General features: G+C 38.5%; 26 protein-coding genes. 10 read left to right on the top strand and 16 right to left on the bottom strand.

The window, feature by feature from the left end; genetic code table 11:
* Positions 1 to 8: 8 nt before the first annotated feature.
* From RFX69_RS13390 to ubiG, 7 genes are all read right to left on the bottom strand, one after another.
* Positions 9 to 977 (bottom strand): sulfonate ABC transporter substrate-binding protein, encoded by a 969-nt coding sequence (locus tag RFX69_RS13390; RefSeq protein WP_001173275.1) that lies wholly within the window; start codon positions 975 to 977, stop codon positions 9 to 11.
* 333 nt (positions 978 to 1,310) lie between these two features.
* The gene (gene argA, locus RFX69_RS13395; protein ID WP_001142457.1) at positions 1,311 to 2,666 is read right to left on the bottom strand and encodes an amino-acid N-acetyltransferase; all 1,356 of its coding nucleotides are present in this window, start codon (positions 2,664 to 2,666) and stop codon (positions 1,311 to 1,313) included.
* A gap of 120 nt (positions 2,667 to 2,786) precedes the next feature.
* Positions 2,787 to 3,107, bottom strand: a complete 321-nt coding sequence (locus RFX69_RS13400) for an RcnB family protein (RefSeq protein WP_000724539.1) — start codon at positions 3,105 to 3,107, stop codon at positions 2,787 to 2,789.
* 222 nt (positions 3,108 to 3,329) lie between these two features.
* Positions 3,330 to 3,740, bottom strand: coding sequence for an RcnB family protein (locus tag RFX69_RS13405; protein WP_000732887.1), 411 nt, complete (start codon positions 3,738 to 3,740; stop codon positions 3,330 to 3,332).
* Positions 3,741 to 3,957: 217 nt separating this feature from the next.
* On the bottom strand, positions 3,958 to 4,704 hold the full coding sequence (locus RFX69_RS13410; protein ID WP_000877608.1) for a YciK family oxidoreductase: 747 nt from the start codon (positions 4,702 to 4,704) through the stop codon (positions 3,958 to 3,960).
* Between the two features lie 65 nt (positions 4,705 to 4,769).
* Positions 4,770 to 5,471 (bottom strand): HAD family hydrolase, encoded by a 702-nt coding sequence (locus RFX69_RS13415; protein WP_000973871.1) that lies wholly within the window; start codon positions 5,469 to 5,471, stop codon positions 4,770 to 4,772.
* Entirely contained in the window at positions 5,468 to 6,181 is a 714-nt protein-coding gene (gene ubiG / locus RFX69_RS13420) for a bifunctional 2-polyprenyl-6-hydroxyphenol methylase/3-demethylubiquinol 3-O-methyltransferase UbiG (RefSeq protein ID WP_000080759.1), read from the bottom strand. Before ubiG ends, RFX69_RS13415 begins: the two co-directional genes overlap by 4 nt.
* 179 nt (positions 6,182 to 6,360) lie before the next feature.
* Between ubiG and RFX69_RS13425 the strand changes: the two genes are divergently transcribed.
* Positions 6,361 to 6,978, top strand: a complete 618-nt coding sequence (locus RFX69_RS13425) for a thiol:disulfide interchange protein DsbA/DsbL (RefSeq protein WP_000737567.1) — start codon at positions 6,361 to 6,363, stop codon at positions 6,976 to 6,978.
* A 77-nt stretch (positions 6,979 to 7,055) separates the two neighbouring features.
* Here the strand turns inward: RFX69_RS13425 and RFX69_RS13430 are convergent, their stop codons facing one another.
* Together RFX69_RS13430 and RFX69_RS13435 are read right to left on the bottom strand one after the other, a co-directional pair.
* Positions 7,056 to 7,703, bottom strand: coding sequence for a TetR/AcrR family transcriptional regulator (locus RFX69_RS13430; protein ID WP_001047027.1), 648 nt, complete (start codon positions 7,701 to 7,703; stop codon positions 7,056 to 7,058).
* 136 nt (positions 7,704 to 7,839) lie between these two features.
* On the bottom strand, positions 7,840 to 8,478 hold the full coding sequence (locus RFX69_RS13435; protein WP_000027533.1) for a TetR family transcriptional regulator: 639 nt from the start codon (positions 8,476 to 8,478) through the stop codon (positions 7,840 to 7,842).
* A gap of 173 nt (positions 8,479 to 8,651) precedes the next feature.
* On the opposite strand from RFX69_RS13435, the gene RFX69_RS13440 reads away from it, so the two are divergent.
* The 3 genes from RFX69_RS13440 (at position 8,652) to rph (ending at position 11,727) form a co-directional block, all read left to right on the top strand.
* Positions 8,652 to 9,677, top strand: a complete 1,026-nt coding sequence (locus tag RFX69_RS13440; RefSeq protein WP_000994548.1) for a ferredoxin reductase — start codon at positions 8,652 to 8,654, stop codon at positions 9,675 to 9,677.
* Between the two features lie 30 nt (positions 9,678 to 9,707).
* Positions 9,708 to 10,850, top strand: a complete 1,143-nt coding sequence (locus tag RFX69_RS13445) for an acyl-CoA desaturase (protein ID WP_271056241.1) — start codon at positions 9,708 to 9,710, stop codon at positions 10,848 to 10,850.
* A gap of 160 nt (positions 10,851 to 11,010) precedes the next feature.
* Complete coding sequence (gene rph, locus RFX69_RS13450; protein ID WP_002120794.1) at positions 11,011 to 11,727, top strand: ribonuclease PH; 717 nt, start codon at positions 11,011 to 11,013, stop codon at positions 11,725 to 11,727.
* Between the two features lie 111 nt (positions 11,728 to 11,838).
* Here rph and RFX69_RS13455 read toward each other — a convergent pair whose 3' ends face one another.
* Positions 11,839 to 11,976 carry a hypothetical protein gene (locus tag RFX69_RS13455; RefSeq protein ID WP_001176440.1) on the bottom strand — a complete coding sequence of 46 codons (138 nt, stop codon included), beginning with the start codon at positions 11,974 to 11,976 and terminating at the stop codon, positions 11,839 to 11,841.
* Between the two features lie 40 nt (positions 11,977 to 12,016).
* Here RFX69_RS13455 and RFX69_RS13460 point away from each other — a divergent pair, with 40 nt between their 5' ends.
* Both RFX69_RS13460 and RFX69_RS13465 read left to right on the top strand, forming a co-directional pair.
* Complete coding sequence (locus RFX69_RS13460) at positions 12,017 to 14,185, top strand: phosphocholine-specific phospholipase C (RefSeq protein ID WP_289332802.1); 2,169 nt, start codon at positions 12,017 to 12,019, stop codon at positions 14,183 to 14,185.
* Positions 14,186 to 14,563: 378 nt separating this feature from the next.
* On the top strand, positions 14,564 to 14,731 hold the full coding sequence (locus RFX69_RS13465) for a hypothetical protein (protein WP_000938939.1): 168 nt from the start codon (positions 14,564 to 14,566) through the stop codon (positions 14,729 to 14,731).
* Here RFX69_RS13465 and nadC read toward each other — a convergent pair.
* Entirely contained in the window at positions 14,728 to 15,573 is an 846-nt protein-coding gene (gene nadC, locus RFX69_RS13470; protein ID WP_016685427.1) for a carboxylating nicotinate-nucleotide diphosphorylase, read from the bottom strand. The genes RFX69_RS13465 and nadC overlap by 4 nt on opposite strands.
* A gap of 171 nt (positions 15,574 to 15,744) precedes the next feature.
* Between nadC and ampD the strand changes: the two genes are divergently transcribed.
* Positions 15,745 to 16,314 carry a 1,6-anhydro-N-acetylmuramyl-L-alanine amidase AmpD gene (gene ampD, locus RFX69_RS13475; protein ID WP_044431432.1) on the top strand — a complete coding sequence of 190 codons (570 nt, stop codon included), beginning with the start codon at positions 15,745 to 15,747 and terminating at the stop codon, positions 16,312 to 16,314.
* Positions 16,315 to 16,386: 72 nt separating this feature from the next.
* Complete coding sequence (gene murJ, locus RFX69_RS13480) at positions 16,387 to 17,937, top strand: murein biosynthesis integral membrane protein MurJ (RefSeq protein WP_289332803.1); 1,551 nt, start codon at positions 16,387 to 16,389, stop codon at positions 17,935 to 17,937.
* Between the two features lie 45 nt (positions 17,938 to 17,982).
* Here murJ and RFX69_RS13485 read toward each other — a convergent pair whose 3' ends face one another.
* The 5 genes from RFX69_RS13485 to RFX69_RS13505 all read right to left on the bottom strand — a co-directional run bounded on the left by RFX69_RS13485 (position 17,983) and on the right by RFX69_RS13505 (position 23,433).
* Positions 17,983 to 18,678, bottom strand: coding sequence for an FKBP-type peptidyl-prolyl cis-trans isomerase (locus RFX69_RS13485; RefSeq protein ID WP_000724228.1), 696 nt, complete (start codon positions 18,676 to 18,678; stop codon positions 17,983 to 17,985).
* Positions 18,679 to 18,729: 51 nt separating this feature from the next.
* Positions 18,730 to 19,452 carry an FKBP-type peptidyl-prolyl cis-trans isomerase gene (locus tag RFX69_RS13490; protein WP_057053917.1) on the bottom strand — a complete coding sequence of 241 codons (723 nt, stop codon included), beginning with the start codon at positions 19,450 to 19,452 and terminating at the stop codon, positions 18,730 to 18,732.
* 191 nt (positions 19,453 to 19,643) lie between these two features.
* Entirely contained in the window at positions 19,644 to 21,839 is a 2,196-nt protein-coding gene (locus RFX69_RS13495; RefSeq protein ID WP_032059378.1) for a polysaccharide biosynthesis tyrosine autokinase, read from the bottom strand.
* Positions 21,840 to 21,860: 21 nt separating this feature from the next.
* Entirely contained in the window at positions 21,861 to 22,289 is a 429-nt protein-coding gene (locus RFX69_RS13500; RefSeq protein ID WP_001176903.1) for a low molecular weight protein-tyrosine-phosphatase, read from the bottom strand.
* Position 22,290: 1 nt separating this feature from the next.
* Positions 22,291 to 23,433 (bottom strand): polysaccharide biosynthesis/export family protein, encoded by a 1,143-nt coding sequence (locus RFX69_RS13505; RefSeq protein WP_171071456.1) that lies wholly within the window; start codon positions 23,431 to 23,433, stop codon positions 22,291 to 22,293.
* Between the two features lie 162 nt (positions 23,434 to 23,595).
* Here RFX69_RS13505 and tviB point away from each other — a divergent pair, with 162 nt between their 5' ends.
* Together tviB and rfbB are read left to right on the top strand one after the other, a co-directional pair.
* The gene (gene tviB / locus RFX69_RS13510) at positions 23,596 to 24,873 is read left to right on the top strand and encodes a Vi polysaccharide biosynthesis UDP-N-acetylglucosamine C-6 dehydrogenase TviB (protein ID WP_032059380.1); all 1,278 of its coding nucleotides are present in this window, start codon (positions 23,596 to 23,598) and stop codon (positions 24,871 to 24,873) included.
* 22 nt (positions 24,874 to 24,895) lie between these two features.
* A complete protein-coding gene (gene rfbB, locus RFX69_RS13515; RefSeq protein ID WP_079547943.1) occupies positions 24,896 to 25,972 on the top strand; it encodes a dTDP-glucose 4,6-dehydratase in 1,077 nt (358 codons plus the stop codon).
* Positions 25,973 to 25,974 lie beyond the last annotated feature (2 nt).

Genomic DNA, 25,974 nt, shown 5'->3' on the forward strand with positions numbered 1-25,974 from the left:
AGCTGGGTTTATTTCAGTTTTAAAATGGCTTCTTGAATGGTGAGCTTGTTGGGAATGAGCTTTTGCGCGTAGAAGGCATCAGCTACATATTGTTGTTCTTGGGCTACCTTGTCAGATATTGGCTGAACTCCAAAACCCATACGTGAAATGGATGTTTTGAGTACATCAAACTCAAGTGCCGTAGGTTTTTCGAGTAGCTTGGCAGCCTCATCTTGGTGTGTGCTGACCCATTCAGTTGTCTGGTTTAGCGTTTGTACAACCGTGTTCAGAACTTTTGGATTATTTTCTGCAAATTTACGATCAGCTAAGTAGAACTGATGATTGCTTACCAAGTTTTCACCTGTTGCCAGAACGCGGGCCTGAATTTGATGTTCAGCTGCTGCAAAGAACGGATCCCAAATCACCCATGCGTCGACAGCTCCTTTTTCAAAGGCAGCACGCGCATCTGATGGTGGTAAATAAACAGGTTGAATATCACTTAAGCTCAAGTGATTTGCTTCTAAGACTTTTAATAAAAGGTAGTGAACATTCGAACCTTTATTCAGTGCGACACGTTTTCCTTTTAAGTCTTTAATAGACTGGATTGGAGAATCTTTTTGTACCAATAACGCTTCTGCTTTTGGTGCAGCAGGTTGATTTGCGACATAGACTAAATTTGGATTGGCTGCTTGAGCAAAAATAGGTGGTGCTTCACCTGCTTCGCCTAACGAAACACTTCCTACATTTAGGCCTTCAAGTAATTGAGGTCCCGCAGGAAACTCGACCCATTTCACTTGTACGCCTTGATCTTTGAGCGCTTTTTCTAAGTCACCACGTGCTTTTAGAATAGGAAGGATGCCATATTTCTGATAGCCGATATTTAAAGTTGTCGTGGTGTGCTCCTCTTTTTTGGCACAACCACCTAGCATCATCACTCCCGCAAGGCTGGCAGCAATGACTGAATATTTTGCCCATGAAGTGGAATTAAAAAGTGCCATGTGGTTTCGTGCTCCCCGAAAGAGAAAAAGAAAAATAATTGGATGAGCAGATACCCTAAAGGGATTTTTATTTCGTAAAAAATAAATATTCAGTCTTTATTTATGCAAAAAAAAGCTAAAAACTTTCGGCGATAAACTTATGCAAAAAAATGATTTATTGAACAGAATAATATTTATAAAAAGATATTTAAGTATATGTAAATAAAATAAAAATTATTAAAATAGCAAAATTTAAAGATTTAAAAAAAGTACAACCATACATTAATTACCTTTATGGTTGTACTTTTTAGACTAAGCTTATCTGAAATAAGAATATCTTAAAAAATGCATAGTCTAGGGAAGCAATTTTTTAAAGACTAAAGAATTTCTTTGATAGTTATAAAGTGCCTGACGGGCATTTGGTAAGTCATCCACACTCACCTGATGGAAACCGTGTTCTAAGAACCAGTGCGCGGTACGGGTGGTTAAAACGAACAATTGACGAATACCTTGTTGTTTGGCCTTTTCTTCGAGAAATTGCAGAATTTGGCTGCCACGGTTCGATTTACGATAACTTGGGTGTACTGCTACACAAGCAATTTCTGCTGAACGTGTCTCATTAAACTCAGTCGGAATTGGATAAAGGGCAGCGCAGGCCAAAATCATACCGTCTCGTTCAATGACAGCGAACTGGTTAATTTCTTGTTCTAAACGCTCACGTGAGCGATACACCAAAATGCCTTCTTCTTCTAATGGGCGTAAAAGGTTCATTAACCCGCCGACATCTTGAATATGTGCCATACGAACTTCTTCATAATGCGCATCGGTAATCATGGTACCCACACCATCACGCGTAAAGAGTTCTTCAATAAGTGCGCCATCATAAGAATAAGAAATTAGATGGACACGATGTACACCCGATAAAGATGCTTTTTTTGCTTCTTGCAAATGTAGGGTTAGGGTTGGGTGTGTGGTTTGGTATTGTTGAATATAGTAATCAAGCTGGTGTGGGCTTAATTCACGCAGTAATTGTCCATCTTCGTTAGGTAAACCTTGTTGCTCACCTAAAAAGATTAATTTATCTGCCTTTAAATAAGTCGCAGTTTTGGTTGCAACTTCTTCAGCTCTTAAATTAAATACTTCACCTGTGGTTGAATAGCCCGTTGGGCCAAGTAAAACAATATTATTGTTATCAAGATGACGTTCAATCGCGTCTGTATCTATTGAACGAACTTCGCCTGTAAGCTGAAAATCCATTCCTTCACGAATACCATAAGGTTTAGCGGTTACAAAATTACCTGATACGACATCTATTCGAGCGCCATACATTGGAGAGTTGGCTAAGCCCATAGATAACAATGCTTCGATTTCTAACCGAATAGATCCTACAGCACTCATAACACAGCTTAAAGATTCGCGTGTAGTAATACGGCAGTTATCATAAAAAGGGGTTTCAATCCCTTTTTCTTTAAGGTTGTGATTAATTTGTGGACGTGCGCCATGCACTAAGATTAAGCGAATGCCAAGAGAATGTAATAAGGCAATATCGTGAATAATATGTTCGAAATTAGGATCGCGGACTGCTTCACCGCCAAACATTAAAACAAAAGTTTTGTCACGATGCGCATTGATGTAGGGTGCTGAATGTCGGAACCAATGTACATAATGCTGGGTATTATTATGTGATTTCTCTAAAGACTTAGTTGGCATACCGATCTCGAATCAACAGCAAAAAGATATAAAGAGGATTCTAAACAAAAAAGCTCAAAGTCGCATGTTTTAGATAAAAAAACACCCAAATTAGCTTTGGGTGTTAGATGTTTTATGAACTTAACGAATTACTTTAATAATTTTATGGCTTTGCTCATTTACGAGTACATAATTTCCGTTCACCTTATACCATTTTTGATAACGACCTGGCTTAGTCAATTTCTGGTGTGAGCGGTAGTCAATGACATAACGTGGATGTTGGTATTGATGCGGTACGACTTGGCCTGCACGCCAGATATTCGCGTGGTCATCTTTATGAATGACTTTAACGGTTTTTGTCTCATATCCTTGGTGGTGATAATGGTCGTGAGGCGCAGCCATTGCTGTTGTTGCGATTAAACCACTCATTGAAAGAACAATTGCTGTTGTTATCTTTTTCATCGTAAACCTCGAATGATCTATTAAATTTCGATAATTGAAGATTAGTGAAAAATTACAGATAAATCGTGAAGGCGAAGAATAATAAATGTGAAAATTTTCTATGAAATAAGAAGAAATTTAGAAGATTTAAATTTCTATATCATATTGATATAAAAATAAAAAAAGGATAAAGCCGATCAGCTTCATCCTTTCCTACTAAGTGATAGTGAGGAGCTATCTATCTTAGAAACCGCGAATACTCACAATACTGTTAGAGTCCGTGTCGACTAAAATATAGTCATTGTTAATTTTGTACCACTGCTGGTTACGATCGGGTTTAGGTAAGTTATTGTCTTTATAGTCGACTTTATAACCATTACCACGATAGTGCTGTGGCATCACATAACCTGGCTGCCAACGATGTTGTTTCAGACGCTCAAAGCCACGTTCCTCACGCATACGGCGTTCATCGCGAACACGATCACCATTATCGTCACGGTCAAATTTATGCCCACGATCATTCCATTCACCACGAGGTCCGCCTTTAGGACCTTTCGGGCCATGTCCTCGGTCAAAAGGAGGATCAGCAAAGCTTGCCATACTGGTGGTCAGTACAGTGATGCAAAGGGCTAAGATGGTGAACAACTTTTTCATGATGCATCCTCGTTTACATCTGATGTCTCTCATGTTGAATACTGTACGCGCAAAATGCAGAGAAACTGTGAAGATCATTTAATGCTTCAATTAAAATTACGGATAAATCCAGCGTTTTTCTCAATAATAAAAAAGGCTTGTATATATCTTTTCAGGTATAGCCAAGCCAGATGTGATGATCGGCTATAAATTATTTTAGCTTTTCATCTGTAATTATTTAATCCTGTGCATCAATACTTTGTCCATTGAGCGTTAAGCTATCTTCACCCATTAAATAAAGATAAGCCGGCATGATGGACTCAGGTGTTGGTAATGTTTTCGGATCTTCTTCAGGATAAGCTTTAGCACGCATGGCAGTACGTGTAGCTCCTGGGTTAATACAATTAAAGCGAATATTTGGATAAGTATGCTCAGCTGCAAAAATCTTGCTCACCGCTTCTATCGCGACTTTCGAGACAGAATATGCCCCCCAGAGCGCGCGTGCCTCACGGCCTACACCTGAGCTGGTAAATACAACAGAAGCGTTTTCTGACTTTTGTAATAGCGGTAATAAAGCTTGGGTTAAAGCAAAAGGTGCACGTAAATTGACGGCCATCACATCATCCCATACTTCTGCTGGATAATGTGCAAGTTCTACTCGCTCACCCAAAATACCTGCATTATGCAAAATGCCATCCAGACGACCAAATTGTTTTTCTAGCGTACTTACTAAGAAATCATAATCGCGATCGGAAGCACTCGAAAGCTGGAGGGGTAAAATAGCAGGCTGAGGTGCGCCTAATCCTTCAATTTCATCATAAATTACTTCAAGTTTATTTAAGGTTCTACCATGCAAGACTACAGTTGCACCATGTAAAGCATAACTGAGGGCCGCAGCTCGCCCAATTCCATCACCAGCACCAGTGATTAAAATAATTCGATCTTTGAGTAGATCCGGACGAGGTTGATATTCTGAATATTTCATTGGTAAACCTCCTTCTTTTTATATTGATATAAGTAACCGTTAAAAAAACTTATAAAACTCTTGTGTTAACTTATCATACGCTGATTTTCCTGTAGAGCAGGAAGCTTTTGACGTAACAACTCGTGTAATTCTGTCACCGTATTTACAATCGAATCGGCTTGCCAAGCGTTTAAATCATCCCGATGTTCGATAGGTAAATAGCCATAAGCTGCCAAGATGGTATACATATCAGCATTGCGACCAGCATCGATATCACGTGGGTGATCCCCCACATAGATGATCTCATTTGCCGGGATATTTAACTGCTTTGCAGCCAAATACATTGGTTCCGGGTCTGGTTTAGTTTTACTGACATCTTCAGGACATACCAAAACCGCACAGCGTTCTGTCAGGTTTAACTTTTCTAGAAGAGATTCACTTAAACCACGTGGTTTATTGGTGACAATACCCCACGGAATTTGCTGAGCTTCTAACTCTTCTAAAAGTGGATACATCCCTTCAAATAGGTCAGTATCGACAACAATATTATTGCCATACAAATCTAAAAAATTTTGTCGATGTGCCAAGAAAATTGGATTGGTCACATCCAGCTCTGGGTAGACCAATTTGACCATCGCACGGGCACCTTCAGACACTTGTGTACGAATAAGATCGGCTTCTACAACAGGGCGTCTTGCATCACGGCACATTTGTTGAATAATACGAATAAAGTCGGCAGCCGTATCGATGAGCGTGCCGTCTAAATCAAATAAAACAGCCTTCATCATGCACCTGTCTTTACTGTATGAACCATATAGTTAACATCAACATTTGGCGCTAACCAATAACGCTTCGTAATTGGGTTGTAGTGTAAGCCCGTCATTTCTTTTAACGTTAAGCCTGCATTACGAATATCATGTGCCATTTCAGATGGGCGAATAAACTTGTGATAATCATGCGTACCTTTTGGCAGCATGCGCAGTACATATTCAGCACCAATAATGGCGAATAAATAAGATTTCGGGTTACGGTTGATGGTCGAGAAGAACACATGGCCCCCTGGTTTAACCAAAGTCTGACATGCTTTCACAATGGATGCCGGGTCTGGAACATGTTCCATCATTTCCATACAAGTGACCACATCATATTGGCCTGCTTGTTCTTGTGCCAACTCTTCAACTGGAATTTGACGATATTCAATATTTTGAACATTTTCTTGTTGAGCATGCAAACGACCTACGGCTAAAGGTGCTTCACCCATATCAATGCCCAGGACATCTGCTCCACGACGTGCCATGCTTTCAGCCAAAATACCGCCGCCACAGCCGACATCAAGTACTTTTTTACCGGCAAGGCCACCTGCGCGTTCATCAATCCAGTTCAAGCGTAAAGGATTGATTTGATGAAGTGGGCGAAATTCAGAATGTTGATCCCACCATTTGGCAGCAAGTGCTTCAAATTTTGCGATTTCTTGTAAATCAACATTCAATTGCGACATGGTGTCACCTCTAAACTTGGGTTATCTTTTTGATGTAGTTCGCCGTTAGTGTAGCGATTATTGGGAAAAAAGCGATAAACCCAATAAAAAACTTCACAGAAGCAAAACGAATTTAGCATATTTGTTTTATATTTAGGGCATAAGCTAATGCATAACAACTTAGAGGAAAAGCTGTAACAATGAAAAAATTGGTTTTGGGTGGTTTGAGTGCAGCAATTATGGCCGTATCGGGTAGTGCAATGGCAGCAGATTTTGTTGCTGGTAAAGACTACACCGTAATCGCCAATCCAGGCAAAGTGGAAGTACCGGGGAAAATCGAAGTTCGTGAGTTCTTTTGGTATGGCTGTCCGCACTGTTTTAAACTTGAACCACATATGCAAACGTGGTTAAAACAAATTCCGAGTGATGTACGTTTTGTGCGTACGCCAGCAGCCATGAACAAAGTATGGGAACAAGGGGCACGTACTTACTATACATCTGAGGCATTAGGTGTACGTAAGCGCACGCATTTACCATTATTCCATGCAATTCAGGTGAATGGTCAGCAGATTTTTGACCAGGCTTCTGCGGCTAAATTCTTTACTCGTTACGGTGTGCCTGAACAAAAATTTAATAGCACTTACAACTCATTTGCTGTAACTGCAAAAGTTGCCGAGTCAAATAAACTTGCTCAACAGTACCAATTAACAGGTGTTCCTGCTGTAGTGGTAAATGGTAAATATGTTGTACAGGGTGAAGATGGTAAAGTTACCCAAGTCCTTAATTACTTAATTGAAAAAGAACGTAAGGCAAAATAAAAGTTTATTGCTTTAAAAAGGGCTTCTTATGAAGCCCTTTTTTATAAAATTTATTTCATAATCACGAAATAATTCAATTAATTTTGAGAATTCTCGTCTTCTATCTGAAAATTTAGCGCATCAAAATTGGTGGTTTGGGTAGGTAGTGATAAGGCTTGGTTAATATATAAATTAATTAATTTTTGGCGAGAACCAATCGAGCGCTGATAATAAGTTGAGTTTAAAAGCAACGATGCACCGTAAGTGAGTGACCAGATATAAGATAAATAGTCACGAATCGACATATCATAATTTAATGATTTTAAATAACTTTCTGTAATGTCTTTAATCGCTAGAATACGTTGTTGACGAACTTCATAAAGCTCTTCAAAAAGATGCTTCAACTTAGACTCTGTCATCGTCAGATTTTCTTCAAGTTGATGCAATAAAATCGTTTTTCCCGGTGTGAGCAAATGGTGGAGCATGTACCGTGGTGCATACTCTTTAAAATCAGTATTATATTTTTGAGAAATTTCTAAAATTTGTTTTTCATTTTGAATAATCAATTCAAGCAGAAGTTCATTTTTACTTCTAAAGTGCTTATAAAGCGTACCTTTTGCAATATCTAGCTCGGCCACTAATTCATCTAGAGTAATTTCCTGATTGTTTTCTAGTAACAATTTTTCTGCAACGCTTAGAATTTTTTCTTTGCGCATCAAAAACTGTGTATGACGATCAAGATTCATAGGTATTCCCACACCAGTTTGGCCTAACGAATAGTTTACTTCCTGTAAAAAGAAAAAGACTTTTCTCGAAATTTTCGCCTTTTTCTTTCACTCTTTACGTATTAACACATAACCTGTTTTTTGTCATTTGCCAGTTTTACCGTTCCCAGTTAGCAATACCTCTAAACAGTAAGCGAACTTGTGTAGACGCATTTTCAATAAATGCAGTTTGTTGCTGCTTAAGTTGCTCACCTTGATATTGTTTGGCGAGGTTGAGCCACGTCATTGCCCATGTAAATGACATATTGGTCAAAATGGTAGATAAGACATTTAAGTCTTGAGGATTTTGAATATGTTTAAAATTTTCGAGTTTAGTCAGATCTGTTGTGAGATCTTCAATCAAAAATTCAATTTCTCTAGCAATGGCTGTACGGACCGTTTCTGAACCACCCCAACGTTCAGCAATCATAAATTGCCACTGTTTAGGGCTATGGTTCACTGCCTGTACAAATAGTTCAATACTGGTTTGGGTTTTTGCAGACTTGTGCTGTAAATAACTCTGGCCGAGTTGATGTAAAACGCTTTTTAAATGTAGGGCAACTTGGTCAACCAACTCTTTCCCGAGTTCATCCATGTCTTGAAAATGACGATAGAACGCTGTTGGCACTAAACCCACTTCACGTGCAACTTCACGCAAACTGATACTACTGAACGAACGCCCAGACGTGCTCAGATGCAAGGCTGCATCGAGAAGTGCCTGACGACTTTGCTGTTTTCGTTCATCCCGTATCGACATTAAAAAAACCTATTTAAACCGTGAGCCAAAGTCTAACAAAAAAGAGCAAACTTTCATAAAAAAAATAGTGAACAAGTGTTGACTGAGTGAACACTTATAAATATAGTGTACATATGTTCACTATACGAACATGTGTTCACTCAAATAAATAGCCAGAAACAAAAGAGGAACGTATGAACGCAACACTTAACTATCAACCACATTGGGTACGAGAAGATTTCGTTGATTTTGTTTTGCAGAAAATTAACGCGACTTGGGCTTGGAAAAGGGTACTTGCAGAAGTTACCGCTGTTCAGCCGCTTCATACCGATATGGTACTGATCAAGCTTAAACCAAATCGTAATTTTAATTTCGAACAGGTTTGTGCGGGACAAAGCATTCTATTGACGTTGCTTATCGATGGCGTTTACCAACAACGTAGCTATTCGATTATTGAAGTAACCACTCAAGGTGAAATCGCTTTAGGTATTAAAGTACAAGGCTTGGTGTCTCGTGCAGCTCAACTATTACATGTGGGAGAGTGTGTTGAAATTTCACAGCCACAAGGTGATTTTACTTTGCATCAAGGTCAGCAGCCTGCAATTTTAATTGCCTCAGGAAGCGGTATTACTGCAATTTATTCACTCTTGCAGCAAGCTTTGAAACAGCAGCTTGAACAAATCCATGTCATTTATTTTAATCGTGCGGAAATTTTTCATGCTGAATTAAAAGCTTTGGCAGAACAGCATCCACAGCTTCAATATCATTTTTTTAATACCAGCGAGCAAAAGCAGCATTTAACTGAAAGCTTACTGCAAAAGTTGGTTCCAGATTTTGCGCAGACTGCGACCTATATATGTGGGCACCACGGCATGATGCAGCAGGCGAATGAAATTTATGTGCAAAAAGGTGCTCAGTCTCAGCTTCATCAAGAATATTTCCAACCACTTCAAGTGACTGGTACACATGCAGCACAGCCTGTTATTTTCCGCCGTGCTCAACACGAATTTTTAGCTGAAACAAATTTACTGAGCAGTGCAGAGCAGGCGGGACTACGCCCGCAACATGGCTGCCGTATGGGTGTTTGTAATAAATGCAGTTGTACCAAAGTGAGCGGAGTTACTCAAAACCTGTTAACAGGTGAAATTGAAGACCAACCGAACCGTCCAATTAAACTATGCGTGAGCCAGGCATTAAGCCCAGTCACAATTGATCTATAAAAAGAATTAAAGAGGATTAACCCTATGAATATGGCATTAGAATTTTCTACTGTTTCTAAATCTGCTCATTTAACACCTGAACAGACTGAAGAGTTTGGTCGCCGTGTTGAGCAGATTCGTCAAGATGTTATGCAAAGTCTTGGTGAGCAAGATGCAAAATATATCTACAAAGTACGTAATTTTGTTCGATATACCGAAATCGCATCGCGTGGCATGTTGATGTTTGGTGGTTGGATTCCGCCAGTCTGGCTACTAGGCACAGGCTTATTAGGTATTTCTAAAATTGTAGAAAACATGGAACTTGGTCATAACGTCATGCACGGTCAGTTTGACTGGTTAAATGAACCAAGTTTGAACGGTAATACTTACGATTGGGATACCATTGCATCGGGTGATGACTGGCGTGAAACACATAACTATGTGCACCACACCTATACCAATATTGTCGGTAAAGACCATGATGTCGGTTATGGTATTTTGCGAGTAAGTGATCAACAGAAGTGGGAACCCCGCCACCTGTTTAATATTCCTCTAGGTCTACAGTTAATGTTTTTCTTTGAATGGTATGTGGGTGTACAAAACTTACATCTTGAAGATGCATTAGTTTATAAAACCAAGAGCTGGAAACAAGTTTGGAAAGATTCGGCTAAAGTCCGTAAAAAAGCCACACGCCAAGTTTTAAAAGACTATGTGTTTTTCCCTGTGATCTCTGGCCCTATGTTTTTACCAGTTTTTACAGGAAACGTAGTTGCGAATATTATTCGTAACTTGTGGTCATCTGCTGTGATTTTTAACGGACACTTTACAGAAGATGCAGAAACGTTTGAGCCTGATAATACCGACACTGAAACCAAGGCAGAGTGGTACTTACGTCAAATTCGTGGTTCAAGTAATTTTAGTGGTACAGAATGGCTGCACTTTATGAGTGGTAACTTAAGTCATCAAATTGAACACCATTTATTTCCAGATATGCCAGCTAATCGCTATAAAGAAGTAGCACCGAAAATTAAGGCACTTTGTGCAGAATATGGCATTAACTACAACGAAGCAAACTTTATGCGCCAGTTCTGGAGTGTATGGGTACGTTTAGCGAAATGTTCACTGCCAAACCATACCACTGGAAAAGTAATGCAGACATTGGAAAAGTTAAAAGCAAAATTCAAATTTGCGTAATTTAAATAATTTCAAAATAGCCCCTATTTAGGGGCTATTTTTATTTTTCAAGTCATGAAAATTGCAGACTTACATTTGAAAGTAGGGAATAAACTCAACCTGTCAAAATCCTTTGCTATACTATGCCCAAGTTTGTATTTAAGAGAAGTTAGGAAGGATTATGCGTATTGACCAACGTGCATTAGACCAATTACGTGAAGTGAAAATTACACGAAACTACACCCGTTATGCTGAAGGTTCTGTGCTGGTCGAATTTGGTCACACCAAAGTCCTTTGTACTGCAAGCATTGATAACTCAGTGCCACGCTTTTTAAAAGGCCAAGGCCAAGGCTGGGTAACGGCAGAATATGGTATGTTACCGCGTTCAACACATTCACGTTGTGACCGTGAAGCGGCTCGTGGTAAACAAACTGGTCGTACTCAAGAAATCCAACGTTTGATTGGCCGTAGCTTACGTGCAATGGTTGATTTGAAAAAGCTTGGTGAAAACACGATTACCATCGACTGTGACGTGATTCAGGCTGATGGTGGTACGCGTACTGCTTCAATCACTGGTGCTGCTGTAGCATTAGTTGATGCGATGAATGTTTTATTATCTCAAAAGAAAATTAAGCACGATCCGCTTAAAGGATTAGTTGCTGCAATTTCTGTTGGTATGTATCAGGACGAAGTACTGCTTGATCTTTGTTATGAAGAAGACTCGAACTGTCAAACTGACTTAAATGTCGTAATGACACAAGCAGGTGAGTTTATTGAAATTCAAGGTACTGCCGAAGACAAACCGTTTACCCGCGCTCAAAGCAATGCCATGTTAGAAATGGCTGAAAAGGGAATTGCCGAGCTCATTAAAAAGCAACAAGAAGCTTTAGGCTGGTAATTTCAAGTTATCTAAAAAACGCATCTTCGGATGCGTTTTTTTATACCTTCATCAAATCGACATAAAAACATCACTTGTCTGTCACCTTTTCACTTTATTAGTAGTTCGCATTTAAACCGTTTGGAAAAAACCAATGCGAAAACTTTCAATTTTATTAATTACATCTTTAGCACTCATGCTCAGTGCTTGTAACGATGATAACGACTCAGATAATTCATCGCCAACAACACCGCCTACCAGTAATTGCAAAATGCACTGTGCACCATAATAAGAACTCAGGATAGAACTAATGAATCGTCGCGAATTTCTTTTAAATTCTACAAAAACAATGTTTGGGACAGCTGCTCTAGCGAGTTTCCCGCTGAGTATTCAAAAAGCGTTAGCAATTGACGCCAAAGTTGAAAGTGGAACTATTCAAGATGTTAAACACATTGTGATTTTGACTCAGGAAAACCGTTCATTTGATAATTATTTTGGAACACTAAAAGGTGTACGTGGCTTCGGTGACCGTTTTACCATTCCTATGACAGAAGGCCGAAAGGTTTGGGAACAATATGATGCGAATAAAAAGAAAGTATTGCCATACCATTTAGATAGCCGCTTAGGAAATGCTCAGCGTGTTTCGGGTACACCTCACTCATGGTCTGATGGACAAGCAGCTTGGGACAACGGTCGTATGAGTGATTGGGTGGCATATAAAAAACCGCAGTCGATGGGCTATTACAAAAAGCAAGAAGTTGAATATCAATTTGCCTTAGCGAATGCTTTTACGATTTGTGATGCCTACCACTGTGCCATGCATGCAGGAACTAACCCGAACCGTAAATTTATCTGGACGGGAACCAATGGCCCTACAGGTGCAGGTGTTGCGAGTGTGGTCAACGAATTTGATGGGATTGGACCATCAACAGAAGGTTATGAATGGACGACGTATCCTGAGCGTTTACTGCAGGCTGGCGTGACATGGAAAGTTTATCAAAACATGCCGGATAACTTTACTGATAACCCTTTAGCTGGTTTCAAGCAATATCGCCGTGCAAATGAGCAATCTGGTCAACCTGTCAGTAACGACACACTAACGTGTCCAGCCTATGATGAAAAGATTGATGCGACTCAACCACTTTACAAAGGTATTGCCAATACCATGCCGGACGGTGGTTTTTTAGGAACTTTTAAAGCTGATATTGCGCACGGTAAATTACCGCAAGTGAGTTGGTTAGTTGCTCCGGCAACTTACAGTGAACATCCAGGGCCATCTAGTCCTGTACAAGGCGCTTGGTATATTCAGGAAGTATTAAATGCATTAACTGAAAACCCTCAAGTGTGGAGCCAAACCGTTTTATTGGTGAACTTCGATGAAAATGACGGTTTCTTTGACCATGTTCCTTCACCAAGTGCACCTTCTAAAGATATAAACGGTGTTGTATATGGAAAAACCACTTTAACGGACCAACAAGTGTCTTATGAGTACTTTAACCATCCAGCAGTAGCGACTTCAAAATCTCAACCTAAGCCAGATGGTCGAGTGTATGGTCCGGGTGTACGCGTTCCAATGTATGTGATTTCGCCGTGGAGCCGTGGAGGATGGGTAAATTCTCAAGTCTTTGATCATACTTCTATTTTACAATTCTTAGAAAAACGTTTTGGTGTGCAAGAACCTAACATTAGCCCATACCGCCGTGCTGTATGTGGTGATTTAACAACGGCATTTAATTTTAAAACACCGAATCTTTTGCCTGTTGCTGAACTAGATGGGAAGAAAACAAAAGCCGAAGCTGATGCGATTCGTGTCGCTCAAGCTTTATTGCCCCAAGTTCCTGTTCCGAGCCAGCAACAATTTCCTCAGCAGGAAATAGGAATTCGACCATCACGTGCTTTGCCATATATTTTGCATACTAGTGCCAAAGTCGATGTCACTCAAAAAACGGTTAAGCTGATGTTCTCCAATACGGGTAAACAGGCAGCTGTTTTCCATGTGTATAACCGATTAGATCTTACGGCAATTCCACGTCGTTATATGGTTGAGGCAGGTAAACAGCTTGATGACGTTTGGAATACTACAAATGGGCAGTATGATTTATGGGTACTTGGACCAAATGGTTTTCACCGTGCGTTTAAAGGTAATTTAAGTCAAGCTAATCAGACTCAAGCATTACCGGAAATTAGAGTATGTGTAGAAGAATGTGATGCGAATTTATATTTAAAAGTGCGTCATGATGGTAATAAGTCAGTCAAGCTCACTGTCAAGGCAAATGCTTATCTGCCAAACAAGACATGGGCGATAGAAACCAATAGTTCTGAAAAAGAACTGGTTTGGGATATGTCTGAATTTGGTGGTTGGTATGATTTTACGGTGACATTAGCGGACGATGCGACGTTTAGTCGCCGTTTTGCAGGACGTATAGAAACTCAAGAAGATTCAATTTCTGATCCATATATGGGTTATTTAGAGTCTTAAGTTATATAGTCTGAATTGGAATTGTTATTTAAAGCCGATTTAGATGACTTTGATAAAAAAGCACGGCCTCATATCACATGAAATTCAAATAGATGTTGTATAGGCTTCCTCACTTTTGAAAGGTCAAAAGTGACAAAAACCTCTGTTTCTCTGATGTTACCTCCATGTAACACAGAGAAACGGTGACATCCATGTCACCTGTCACGATAGTAAATAAAGGGAATAGGGTGTTTATATAAAATACTATGTGGGAAGATGCTGTCGTATAGATGAATAATAAAAATAAAGACTTACCTTTTGTAACAGAATCTCCTAAGCCTGGTCATATTTATCTTTTACCTTGAAACCCTAATTTTTTTAAAGTGATGGGGAAAATTTATGCTACAAGGTTTTATTGTATTATTAGCAGTAGTTACTTTTGTTTTAATGGCTGCCGATCCACGGGATAGTGGGGCACAAGCGACTCAGTCAGCATGGCAAAAAACACAAGCGGCAGACATGACCAAGTCGCAAAAAAATACCAATAATGATGCTGATTTTATTTAGGCATTAAAACGCATTGATAAATCAACGGCTTTGACATCTTTAGTCAACACGCCCATAGAAATATAGTCGACACCAGTAGTCGCTACTTCGCGTAAGTTTTCAATAGTGATATTGCCCGAAGCTTCGAGTTTACAGCGACCCGCCACGTGTTTTACAGCATCAATCATTTGTTGTTGGCTAAAGTTGTCGAGCATGACAATGTCCGCACCTGCTTCAAGCGCTTGGTTTAGCTCATCCCAAGTTTCAACTTCGACTTCAACAGGTTTACCTGGCGCAATTTGATGTGCTTTTGCAATCGCTTGGGCAATACCGCCCGCTGCCATAATATGATTTTCTTTAATTAAGAATGCATCAAATAAACCGAGGCGGTGATTTTGTCCGCCGCCGACGGTTACGGCATATTTTTGTGCAATACGTAAGCCTGGTAAAGTTTTACGTGTATCGAGAAGTTTTGTGTTTAAACCTTCAAGATGCTGAACATATTCAGCAGTTTTTGTAGCAACAGCCGATAATGTTTGAATAAAGTTTAAAGCAGGACGCTCTACAGTCAGTAAGCTACGTGCAGAACCAGCAAGCTTTAAAAAGGCTTCATTTGCAGCAACACGGGCACCTTCTTGTTTTAACCAAGTCACCTGTACAGTGTTGTCATAAGCTGAGATGAGCGCATTCACCCAAGGCTGTCCAGCTAAAACCATATCTTCACGGCTAATGATAGTTGCGGTAGCCTGTTCATCTTCAGGTGTGAGCATGGCAGTAATGTCACCGTCCCCAATATCTTCTTGTAATGCTTGTTGAATATTGATTTGAATTGACTGTTCAAGCAAAGACTGAGGTATGCTCATACGGTTTCCATTTTGTCGATGACCCTAAAACTTGCGATATATTAGCACCGTCGACTTTAAAAATAAGCTGTTTTATCAGATTAATCGCGATAAACAATCACATTTACTGCTTTGAAAAGTAGATAACTGCTTTAAACTAAAACAATTGGCAAGCAATTTATTGGCATCTCAATGAAGCAAATCACACCGTATGAAGTTATAGATGGACAATTAAAAGGGGCGAGACAAGTACCTTCTCCAAATTTTAACCAGCGTCCCGCTGGTACCGAAATACAAATGATTGTAGTTCATAATATTAGCTTGCCGCCTTCTCAGTTTGGGGGAGGCTATATTGAACAGTTTTTCCAGAATAAATTAGATTGGTCCGTTCATCCCTATTTTCAGACTATTGAAGGTATGCAAGTCTCTACACACCTGTTAATTTTACGAACAGGTGAAGTCCTACAGTTTGTTAACTTTAATGATCGTGCATGGCATGCAGGGCGTTCAAGCTACTTAGCCAAAGTTGAATGTAATGATTATTCAATTGGTATTGAGCTTGAAGGAAGTGATGACCTGCCTTTTGAAGAAGTACAGTACAGCGTACTAACCGATGTAGTTGCCGCTATTCGTCAGGCCTATCCTGAAATTAAAAAACATATTGCAGGGCATTCAGACATTGCACCGGGCCGAAAAACCGATCCGGGACCTTATTTTAAATGGCAGCACTTTAGGCAGTTGTTAGCACAGAAAAAAACTTGAGTTCATTCATCATTTCACAACGAAAAGATTTTCTAGTTTCATTACAATAGCGACTTTCGAATATAGCTGTAGGTGAGTACGATGGCATTATGGCGATCGACTTTTATTGTCAGTGCGATGACGATGTTGTCACGGGTATTGGGCTTAGTACGAGATGTCGTATTGCTCAACGTGTTTGGTGCGGGTAAAGATTTCGATACCTTCGTTGTGGCTTTTCGTATTCCCAACTTCTTTCGACGGTTGTTTGCCGAAGGGGCTTTTTCACAGGCTTTTATTCCGGTATTGACCGAATATAAAACAGGTCGTGCGCATGCAGAAGTACAGATCTTAATTAGTCGAGTATTTGGCTGTTTGCTGACAGTCATGACTTTACTGACTTTTGTGGCTATGGTTTTAGCTCCAGCAATTATCTATATGTATGCGCCGGGCTTCCATAATGACCCTGAAAAGTTTGATTTAGCGGTCAGTATGTTCCGTCTGACCATTCCATATTTAATGTTTATGTCGCTTACGGCTTTTGCCAGCAGCATCTTAAACAGTTATGGCTCGTTTGCCTCGCCAGCTTTTTCGCCTGTTTTACTGAACGTAGCAATGATTGCAGGGGCTTGGTGGCTTACACCGTATATGGCTGAGCCAATCAAAGCTTTAGGTTGGTCGGTTGTTGCGGCTGGTATTTTACAGTTAGCTATACAAATTCCTGAGTTATGGCGTAAAAACTTACTGATCCCACCGAAAGTTGATTTTAAACATGAAGGTGTAGAACGTATTTTAAAATTAATGCTTCCAGCATTATTTGGTGTATCTGTGACTCAGATTAACCTATTGCTAAATACGATTTGGGCATCTTTCATGCAAGATGGTTCAGTGTCTTGGCTCTACAGTGCCGAACGTATGACTGAGTTACCTTTAGGATTAATCGGTGTTGCGATTGGTACAGTGATTTTACCCTCACTGTCAGCACGTCATGCTGAACAAGACCAAGCGAAGTTTCGCAGTATGATCGATTGGGCAGCAAAAGTGATTGTGTTGGTTGGTTTGCCAGCAAGTATTGCTTTATTTATGCTTTCTACACCGATTATTCAGGCATTGTTCCAACGTGGTGAGTTTGATTTACGCGATACACAAATGACAGCACTTGCATTGCAATGTATGAGTGCAGGCGTAATTTCCTTTATGTTAATTAAAGTATTTGCACCAGGTTTCTATGCGCAGCAAGATACAAAAACACCGGTCCGTGTGGGTTTAATGTCGGTTGCTGCCAATGCGATTTTAAACGTTGTATTCATTGGATTCTTTAAATTAATCAATTGGCATGCAGAGCATATGGCGCTTGCATTAGCCTCTTCTGGTTCAGCTTTAGTAAATGCAGGTTTACTCTATTTCTACCTACATAAGCGTAATATTTTCCGATTTGGTGCACATTGGAAAAAACTGGCACTTCAATATGGCTTGGCTAATCTTGCGATGATTGCAGCGCTTTGGTTCGGGTTAAATTGGTATAACGGTGAACTCTCTCAATGGATTCGTGTTGCAGAGGTAGTAGGTTTATGCGTTGTAGGTGTGATCGCTTACATAATTGGCTTATTACTGACAGGCTTCAGACCGAGAGATTTAAAACACTAAAATAAAAAAGCGATCAATTTAGATCGCTTTTTTTATCTTCGAAAATTATTTTGGCAAAACTTGTAGCAACTCAATATCAAAAATTAAAGTACTATTTGGACCGATACTATCCCCAGCGCCAACTTCACCATAAGCAAGTTTTGCTGGAATGAAGAAACGGGTTTTACCGCCTTCTTTCATAGTTTGTAAGCCTTCAGTCCATCCGGCGATCACTTGATTTAACTGGAAATCAACAGGGTGATTACGTGCAATTGAGCTATCAAATACAGTTCCGTCGAGTAAACGTCCTTCATAGTTTACTTTTACACGAGAGGTGGCTTTAGGTGTTTTACCAGTGCCTTCTTTTAATACCTGATATTGCAGACCTGATTTAGTCGTAATCACACCAGATTTTTTAGCATTTTCTGCCAGAAAAGCTGCACCAGCCTGAGCGTTTTGTTGACCTTGTTTTTGAAATTCGACTAGCTGTTTAGCTTCTAATGTTTTTTTATAATCATTAATTGCTTTCGCCATTTCTTCATCAGTTAGGCGTGCTGTCTTATTTTGAGCACCTTCTTGTAAACCTTGGTAAAAAATATCAAGATTTAAATCTGTTAACGCATCAGTATTATTACGGCCCATTAAATAACCATAACTATAACTAAACTGATCTTTTGCCGGGCTTTTATTTGTTATCGGTGTAGCAGCAAAAACAGATAAACTCATCGTTGACGCTGCAATAACCAAACTGATTTTTTTCATGTCATTTTCCAAAAAAAAACAGGAGAGTATAACGACTCTCCTGGATTGTTATTATTTCACTGAAATGAGTTCTACATCAAAAATCAGTGTACTGTTTGCTGGAATTCCAGGAAGCTCTTGTGGGCCATATGCAAGATTTGATGGTATAAAGAAAGTCGCTTTTCCACCTTCTTTCATGAGTTGAAGACCTTCAGTCCAACCCGGAATGACCTGATTAAGCGGGAATTCTACTGGTTGACCACGTTTATAAGAACTGTCAAAAACCTGTCCATTAATTAAGCGACCTTCATAATGTACTTTAACAACAGACTGAGCGGTTGGCTGTTTACCAGTACCTTCTTTAGTAATGATATATTGCAAACCTGATGCAGTGGTTTTTACGTCAGCTTTCGTTTTGTTTTCTGCAAGGAACTGTGCATCTGCAGAGTCAGTAGCCGTACCCGCTTGCTCAGGTTTGTCTTGATGCTGCATTTTTTGTTGTAACTCTTTTTCATAAGCAGCAACGGCAGCTTTTAAATCTTCTTGAGTATAAGCACTAGGCTGCTTATTACGCGCATCATGGATCCCTTGAACAAATGCTTTGGTATCTAGTTCAGGAGGGGTTTGCTGAGCAACTTCATACCCAAGAACATAACTGATTTTTTGAATTGGAGAAGCATTTTTGTCTGCTTTACGTCCGACTTCTGTGGTCGGATGTTGAGTTGCATAATATACAGGTACAAGTGCAGCACCGCCTAAAACTACAGCGACAGCAATGGGTAAGGCTTTACTCATAAAAGGTTCCAAAAATAATCATTTGAGTCTAAAAGGCTGCTTCGATCTTAGCATGCTTCGACTTAAGCATAGAATGTTTAACAAAAAAAACGAGTGGTTTTTTACATATTTTAGTTAGTTTTAATGTGGCAAAACTTAAAAAGCAAATAAAAAAACCGGATCATTGATCCGGTTTTTATAAAGAGTTTTAATTAGTCTTCTTTTTGTGCCTTATAGGCATAAGCATAGTTATAACCATACCCACCCCCACTAGAGCGTTGAATATCGTTAAGGATAAAGCCATTCACCTTAACACCTGCTTGTTCAAAACGGTTAACGGTTAATTCAAGCTCTTTCATATGTGACTTAGCATAACGGGCAACGATCAAGTTTACACCAGTGTACTGAGAAATAATAATGCCATCAGTCACCGCAAGCACTGGTGGAGTATCAATAATGATATGGTCATATTGAGTCTGGAACTTCTCTAGTAAGTCTTTGAACTGGGTAGAGCTCAACATTTCTGAAGGATTGGTTGGGCTCTTACCACGGGTAATCACATCTAGATTCGTTACCTGAGTTTTGTGCAATACTTTTTGTAAATCAGCTTGTCCACTTAAAAGTTCTGATAGACCCGGTTTTACATCAACATCGAAATATTTATGCATATAACCACGGCGCATATCGGCATCGATCAATAGTACTCGTTTATTGCTTTGTGCAAAGATAGTCGCTAAGTTAGTTGAAATAAATGATTTACCGACTTCTGGCGATGGGCCAGCAATCATAATAATATTATTTTTTGCTGAGGTTAAGGCGAAATGAATAGCAGTACGAATACTACGTAAGCTCTCTATTGCAATATCATCACTACTTTTAACTGCCAGAATAGGAATACTCTTTTTCTTCTTCAAGATACTCATACGAGTCTCTTGAATAGGAGAACGAGGTACAGTTGCATAAACTGGAAGATCTAATTCATTTTCAATTTGAGTAGAATCATTAACTCCACTACGCATCATATTGCGTAATAATGCAATTAATACACCGATAAAACCACCAACAAAAATAGAAAGTATTAGAACAATCAATTTTTTAGGTTTAACTGGTTTAACTGGTTCTACGGCAGTATCGATAATGCGGACATTACCAATCTCCCCCGCATTAGCAATTTTGAGTTGTTGATAGCTATTCAATAACGATGTATATAGTTCCGTGTTTACTTTCACATCACGATATAGTTGTAAATATAAACGTTGAGTCTCAGGAAGTTGAGTTAAACGATTATTAAGATCAGCAATCTTTTTATTAATGTCTGTAATTTGTGCATCGATTTGGCGGATTAATGGATGATCATTGGTATATTTGGCAGAAAGTTCAGCTTGTTTCTGCTGTAACTCAATTTTGAGCTTTTCTAAATCAATATTTTGTTTAAGTAACAGCTCTGATTCAGCATTCACATCGACTGTTTTATACTTTTCACGGAATTGGTTAAATTTGATTTCAGAATCTTCTAGCTGCTTTCTAAGCTCTGGTAATTGTCTCTCAAGGAAAGCTAAAGTTTGCTTAGACTCTAAAGATTTTCGCTCAATATTTTGTTCATGATAAACATTTAGAACATTATTGAGCACTTGAGTAATATGTTCAGGATCTTGGCCTAAATAGCTTAAACCGATAACTCCGGTCATTTTACCTTTTTCATTAACTGAATATATTGAATTAAATTGATTTACAGCTGTTAAAAGAGCTAATTTAGTTAAAGTATAACTTTGATCTTTTAAATTGCCTTGTGCATTGATTTGAACTTGCCATAAACCTTTATTTGAATTTAATATATTTTTCTTGTTTAATTGACCATTAAATACAACTTGATCTTTATACATTAGAGTAAATTGATTTGTATCTTTAAACTCTAATTTCAAAGGTTTATCAAAATAATATTCAGGCACCTTAAATTCTTGAATAATCAAACTAGCGTTTAAGTTATTGTAAACTACTGATTCATGACGATATTCAATTTTACTCTTATCTTGTGAAATTAACTTATCAATCAATCCTGATTGATTATCTTTAATTTTAATATCAAGATTAAGGTTATGAATCACTTGCCCTAAAACCATACGAGATTTTAAAATCTCTATTTCTGGATCAGCTGGTGATTTTTGAGATATACCTCCAGTAACTTTAGAAAGGTCTCCCAATAAAGCAGCAGAGGCAGCGCCTTTACTGTCTTCAACTTGTACCATAGCATCTACAGAATAAGTATCTGTTGTTATGCGTAAATATAACAAGGCACAAATTAAACTTAAGATCACGCAGCATGCTATGATTTTCCACTGTGCAATCAATGAAAAGAATAACTCTTTTAAATCGATGCTATCTTCGTTAGTTTTAGAGTTTTGATTCATAAATTTACAACTAATATACAATTACAATTGAGTGCGCCAATCTTGCACATAGCTTTGAATGTTGCGGCAAGTCTGATCAAAAAAAGCTTGGTCATGCTGATAGGGGTCGGGTATATTTTGCCCTTGCCAATGGCCAAGCCTAAAAATTTTACCCTTAGCAAATGGCCAAGTTTGTTCAATATGCTTTTGCTGATTATTGCTCATTACTAAAATCAAATCATTTTGTTTGATCAATTCAGCGCTGAGCTGACGAGCCACGTGTGGTCTCATATCAATATTCAACTGATCCATACAATGAATAGCTTTTTCATCTGCAGTATGACCTACTAGGGCGGAAATACCAGCAGATGAGATATTTAAGGTAGGATGCTGGGCCTTTAAAAAGTACTCTGCCATTGGGCTGCGGCAAATATTACCAACACATACCACTAAGATGTTTTGTAATTGCATGCTAGTTTTTACCCAATTGATCAAAGGTATAAAGTGCACTTGAGAAAGGTACAATCTGGTTCATGATACGCTGCCAGCGTGTTAAACCAGTTGCATCGATATAAACAATATCATTTTTTTGCATTTGAAATTGATTAGATAATGCAAGGTTACCAATATTACTCAAATTAAGCTGATAAATTGTTGATTTTCTTGAGTTTAAATCAGTGCGCATGACATAAATACGAGCCGCACTTGCCGTATATGGGTTAACTCCTTCACTTTCACCCAATACATCGCTTAAGGTCATACCTTGATCTCGTAATGGAATTGCTGAGCTTTTATTAGACTCACCCATAACATACAGTTTTTGATTCTGTTTAGTATTTACATAAATCGTATCATTAGGTTGAACTAATAATTTGTGTAACGAGTAGCCTTGTTTCTCAAGTGCAACAACATTTAAGTTATAAACTTCACCATTACGAATAAGCTGAATATCAGTATTGTCACCAGATTCTTGATTTACACCACCTGCCATACTGAGGGCTGTATAAATACTGATAGGTTGATCATCTAAGGTATATTGACCACTTTTCATAACCTGACCATTAACAAAGTAGCGTTTTGCCTGATAAGACAAAACTCGAACTACAACGTCAGGCGTTTTTAAATATTTAGCAAATTGATTTCTTAAATATTTATTGGTCTCAGCCAGTGTTTTACCTGCAATATGAACTTGACCTACAAGTGGTAACTGTACATTTCCTGCAGAATCAATAGGGTAGCCAAATGCTTTAATATCACTTGAAGCTCCTTGAATAGGAGGAGTAATCTCAGGATATGCCCAAAGTTGAATAGATAACACATCCCCAGGGCTTAAGCGGTATTGATAAAAAGGAGTATTAAATAAGGCGCTTATATTTCCTTGTGGACGCAAAGATTCAGAGCTAATTTGGGGGATATTGTTTTGGGTCAGTTGCACAACAGAAACTTCTGCTCCCTGATCGGTTTTAAACGTCCCTTGTTCGGGTAAGTCGTAAGTTTGTAAGCCTGAGGTGACTGCACATCCTGTAAACGAAAGTGAAATGGCTAAAAATAATAATGTGCTCTGATACTTCACATTCAAACCCTTTATTGTTTGTAATCCAATGATACTTTGCATGAAGACACTGGATTGTAGTCTATAATTAACCCAAATCATACTTTATTTGCCGAACAGTGATTGTATATTTCAAGAAATTTTTTTTTAAAGTCTGCTATATTATCGTAGTAGGTCGTATCCATGATGTTTCCCCATTTAAAATTAAATGGTTAGGTTTTATATATGTTTCAGCTTGAGCAACTAAGAATAGCAATTATCGGCTTAGGGTATGTTGGATTACCTTTGGCAGTTGAATTTGGTAAACATAAACCTACAATCGGATTTGATATAAATGAAAATCGGATATTAGAGTTAAAAAATGGACATGACCATACATTAGAAGTCTCTTCAGATGAGCTAAAACACGTACAGCAGTTAGCGTATACAGCAAATATTCAAGACTTACAGAATTCAAACTTTTTTATTGTCACTGTGCCAACACCCATTGATGATTTTAAACAACCTGACTTGACCCCTCTTATAAAAGCATCACAAAGTATTGCGAAGGTTTTAAAGAAAGGCGATATCGTTGTTTATGAGTCAACTGTTTATCCCGGTGCTACAGAAGAGGTGTGCATACCTGAATTAGAAAAATATTCAGGCTTGATATTTAATCAAGATTTTTTTGTAGGTTACAGCCCAGAGCGTATTAACCCTGGTGATAAACAGAGACGTGTTACCAATATTTTAAAAATTACATCAGGCTCAACACCGGTAGTAGCTGATTATGTTGATCAAGTTTATAGCTTAATTATTGAAGTAGGTACATATAAAGCACCCACAATTAAAGTTGCTGAGGCTGCAAAAGTCATCGAAAATACACAAAGAGATGTCAACATTGCATTGATCAATGAATTGGCTCTTATTTTTAATAAAATGGGTATTGATACCGAAGATGTACTTAAAGCAGCAGGTACAAAATGGAATTTTTTAAACTTTAGGCCAGGTTTGGTTGGTGGTCATTGTATTGGTGTTGATCCATACTACTTAACGCATAAAGCAGAGTCAATTGGTTTGCATCCTGAGATAATTTTAGCAGCTCGGCGTTTAAATGATCGTATGGGAGAATACGTTGCAACCCAATTGATCAAAGAAATGGTAAAGAAGCGTATCCAAGTTGTCGGGGCACGTATATTAATTTTAGGTTTAAGTTTTAAAGAAAATTGTCCAGATATTCGAAATACAAAAATTATTGATATGGTAAGAGCACTAAAAGAATACGATTTAGATCTTGATATCTATGACCCTTGGGTAGATAGTGCTGAGGTTGAAGCAGAGTATGGGTTAGCTCCAATTATGGAATTAAAACAAGGTCGGTATGACGCTATCGTAATTGCGGTTGCACATGACCAGTTTAAAAAAATGTCTACACAGGAACTTGTTTCGTTGGGCAAAGAAAAACATGTTTTATACGATTTAAAATATGTTTTAGATAAAGAACAAAGTGATATTCGACTGTAAAGATTACTAACATAGGAATTTTATGAAAATTTTAGTTACAGGTGGAGCAGGTTTTATTGGTTCTGCTGTTGTTCGTCATATTATCAAAAATACTAATAACGATGTTCTTAATGTTGATAAATTGACATATGCAGGAAATCTAGAATCACTTAAAGAAGTTGACCAAAATTCAAGATATCAATTTTCTCAAACTGATATCTGTGACCGTAAAGCCTTGGATATTTTATTTAAAGAGTTTCAGCCAGACTTAGTTATGCATTTAGCAGCAGAATCACACGTAGATCGATCAATTACGGGGTCTGCTGCCTTCATTGAAACCAACATTATTGGCACATATCAATTATTAGAAGCTGCACGTCATTATTGGAATAATTTAAGTGACGATAAAAAAACAGTGTTTCGTTTTCATCATATTTCAACCGATGAAGTGTATGGTGATCTTGAGGGAACTGATGATTTATTTCATGAAACGACATCTTATGCGCCAAGTTCTCCATATTCTGCAAGTAAGGCGAGTTCAGATCATCTAGTACGTGCTTGGAATCGTACTTATGGTTTGCCAGTAGTAATTACAAATTGTTCTAATAACTATGGTCCATATCACTTCCCAGAAAAATTAATTCCTTTAGTGATATTGAATGCATTAAAAGGGAAAGCTTTACCAATTTATGGTAAAGGTGACCAAATTCGTGATTGGCTATATGTTGAAGATCATGCGCGTGCACTTTATAAAGTTGTTACAGAAGCTAAAGTAGGCGAGACTTATAATATTGGCGGCCATAATGAACAAAAAAATATTGATGTTGTAAAATCAATTTGCGAGTTGCTTGAAGAGCTTGCGCCAAATAAACCTGAAGGCGTGAATCATTACGTTGATTTGATTACTTATGTTAAAGATCGCCCTGGTCATGACCTGCGCTATGCAATTGATGCAACGAAAATTAAAGAAGATTTAGGTTGGGTGCCAGAAGAAAGTTTTGAAACAGGCCTGCGTAAAACTGTTGAATGGTACTTAAACAACCAAGAATGGGTTGAAAACGTACAAAGCGGTGAATATAAAAACTGGGTACAACAACAATATCAGGCCAAAAAAGCCTAAAT

It is taken from the genome of Acinetobacter sp. 148, from assembly GCF_031196675.1.
GTDB classification, from domain to species: Bacteria; Pseudomonadota; Gammaproteobacteria; order Pseudomonadales; family Moraxellaceae; genus Acinetobacter; species Acinetobacter baumannii.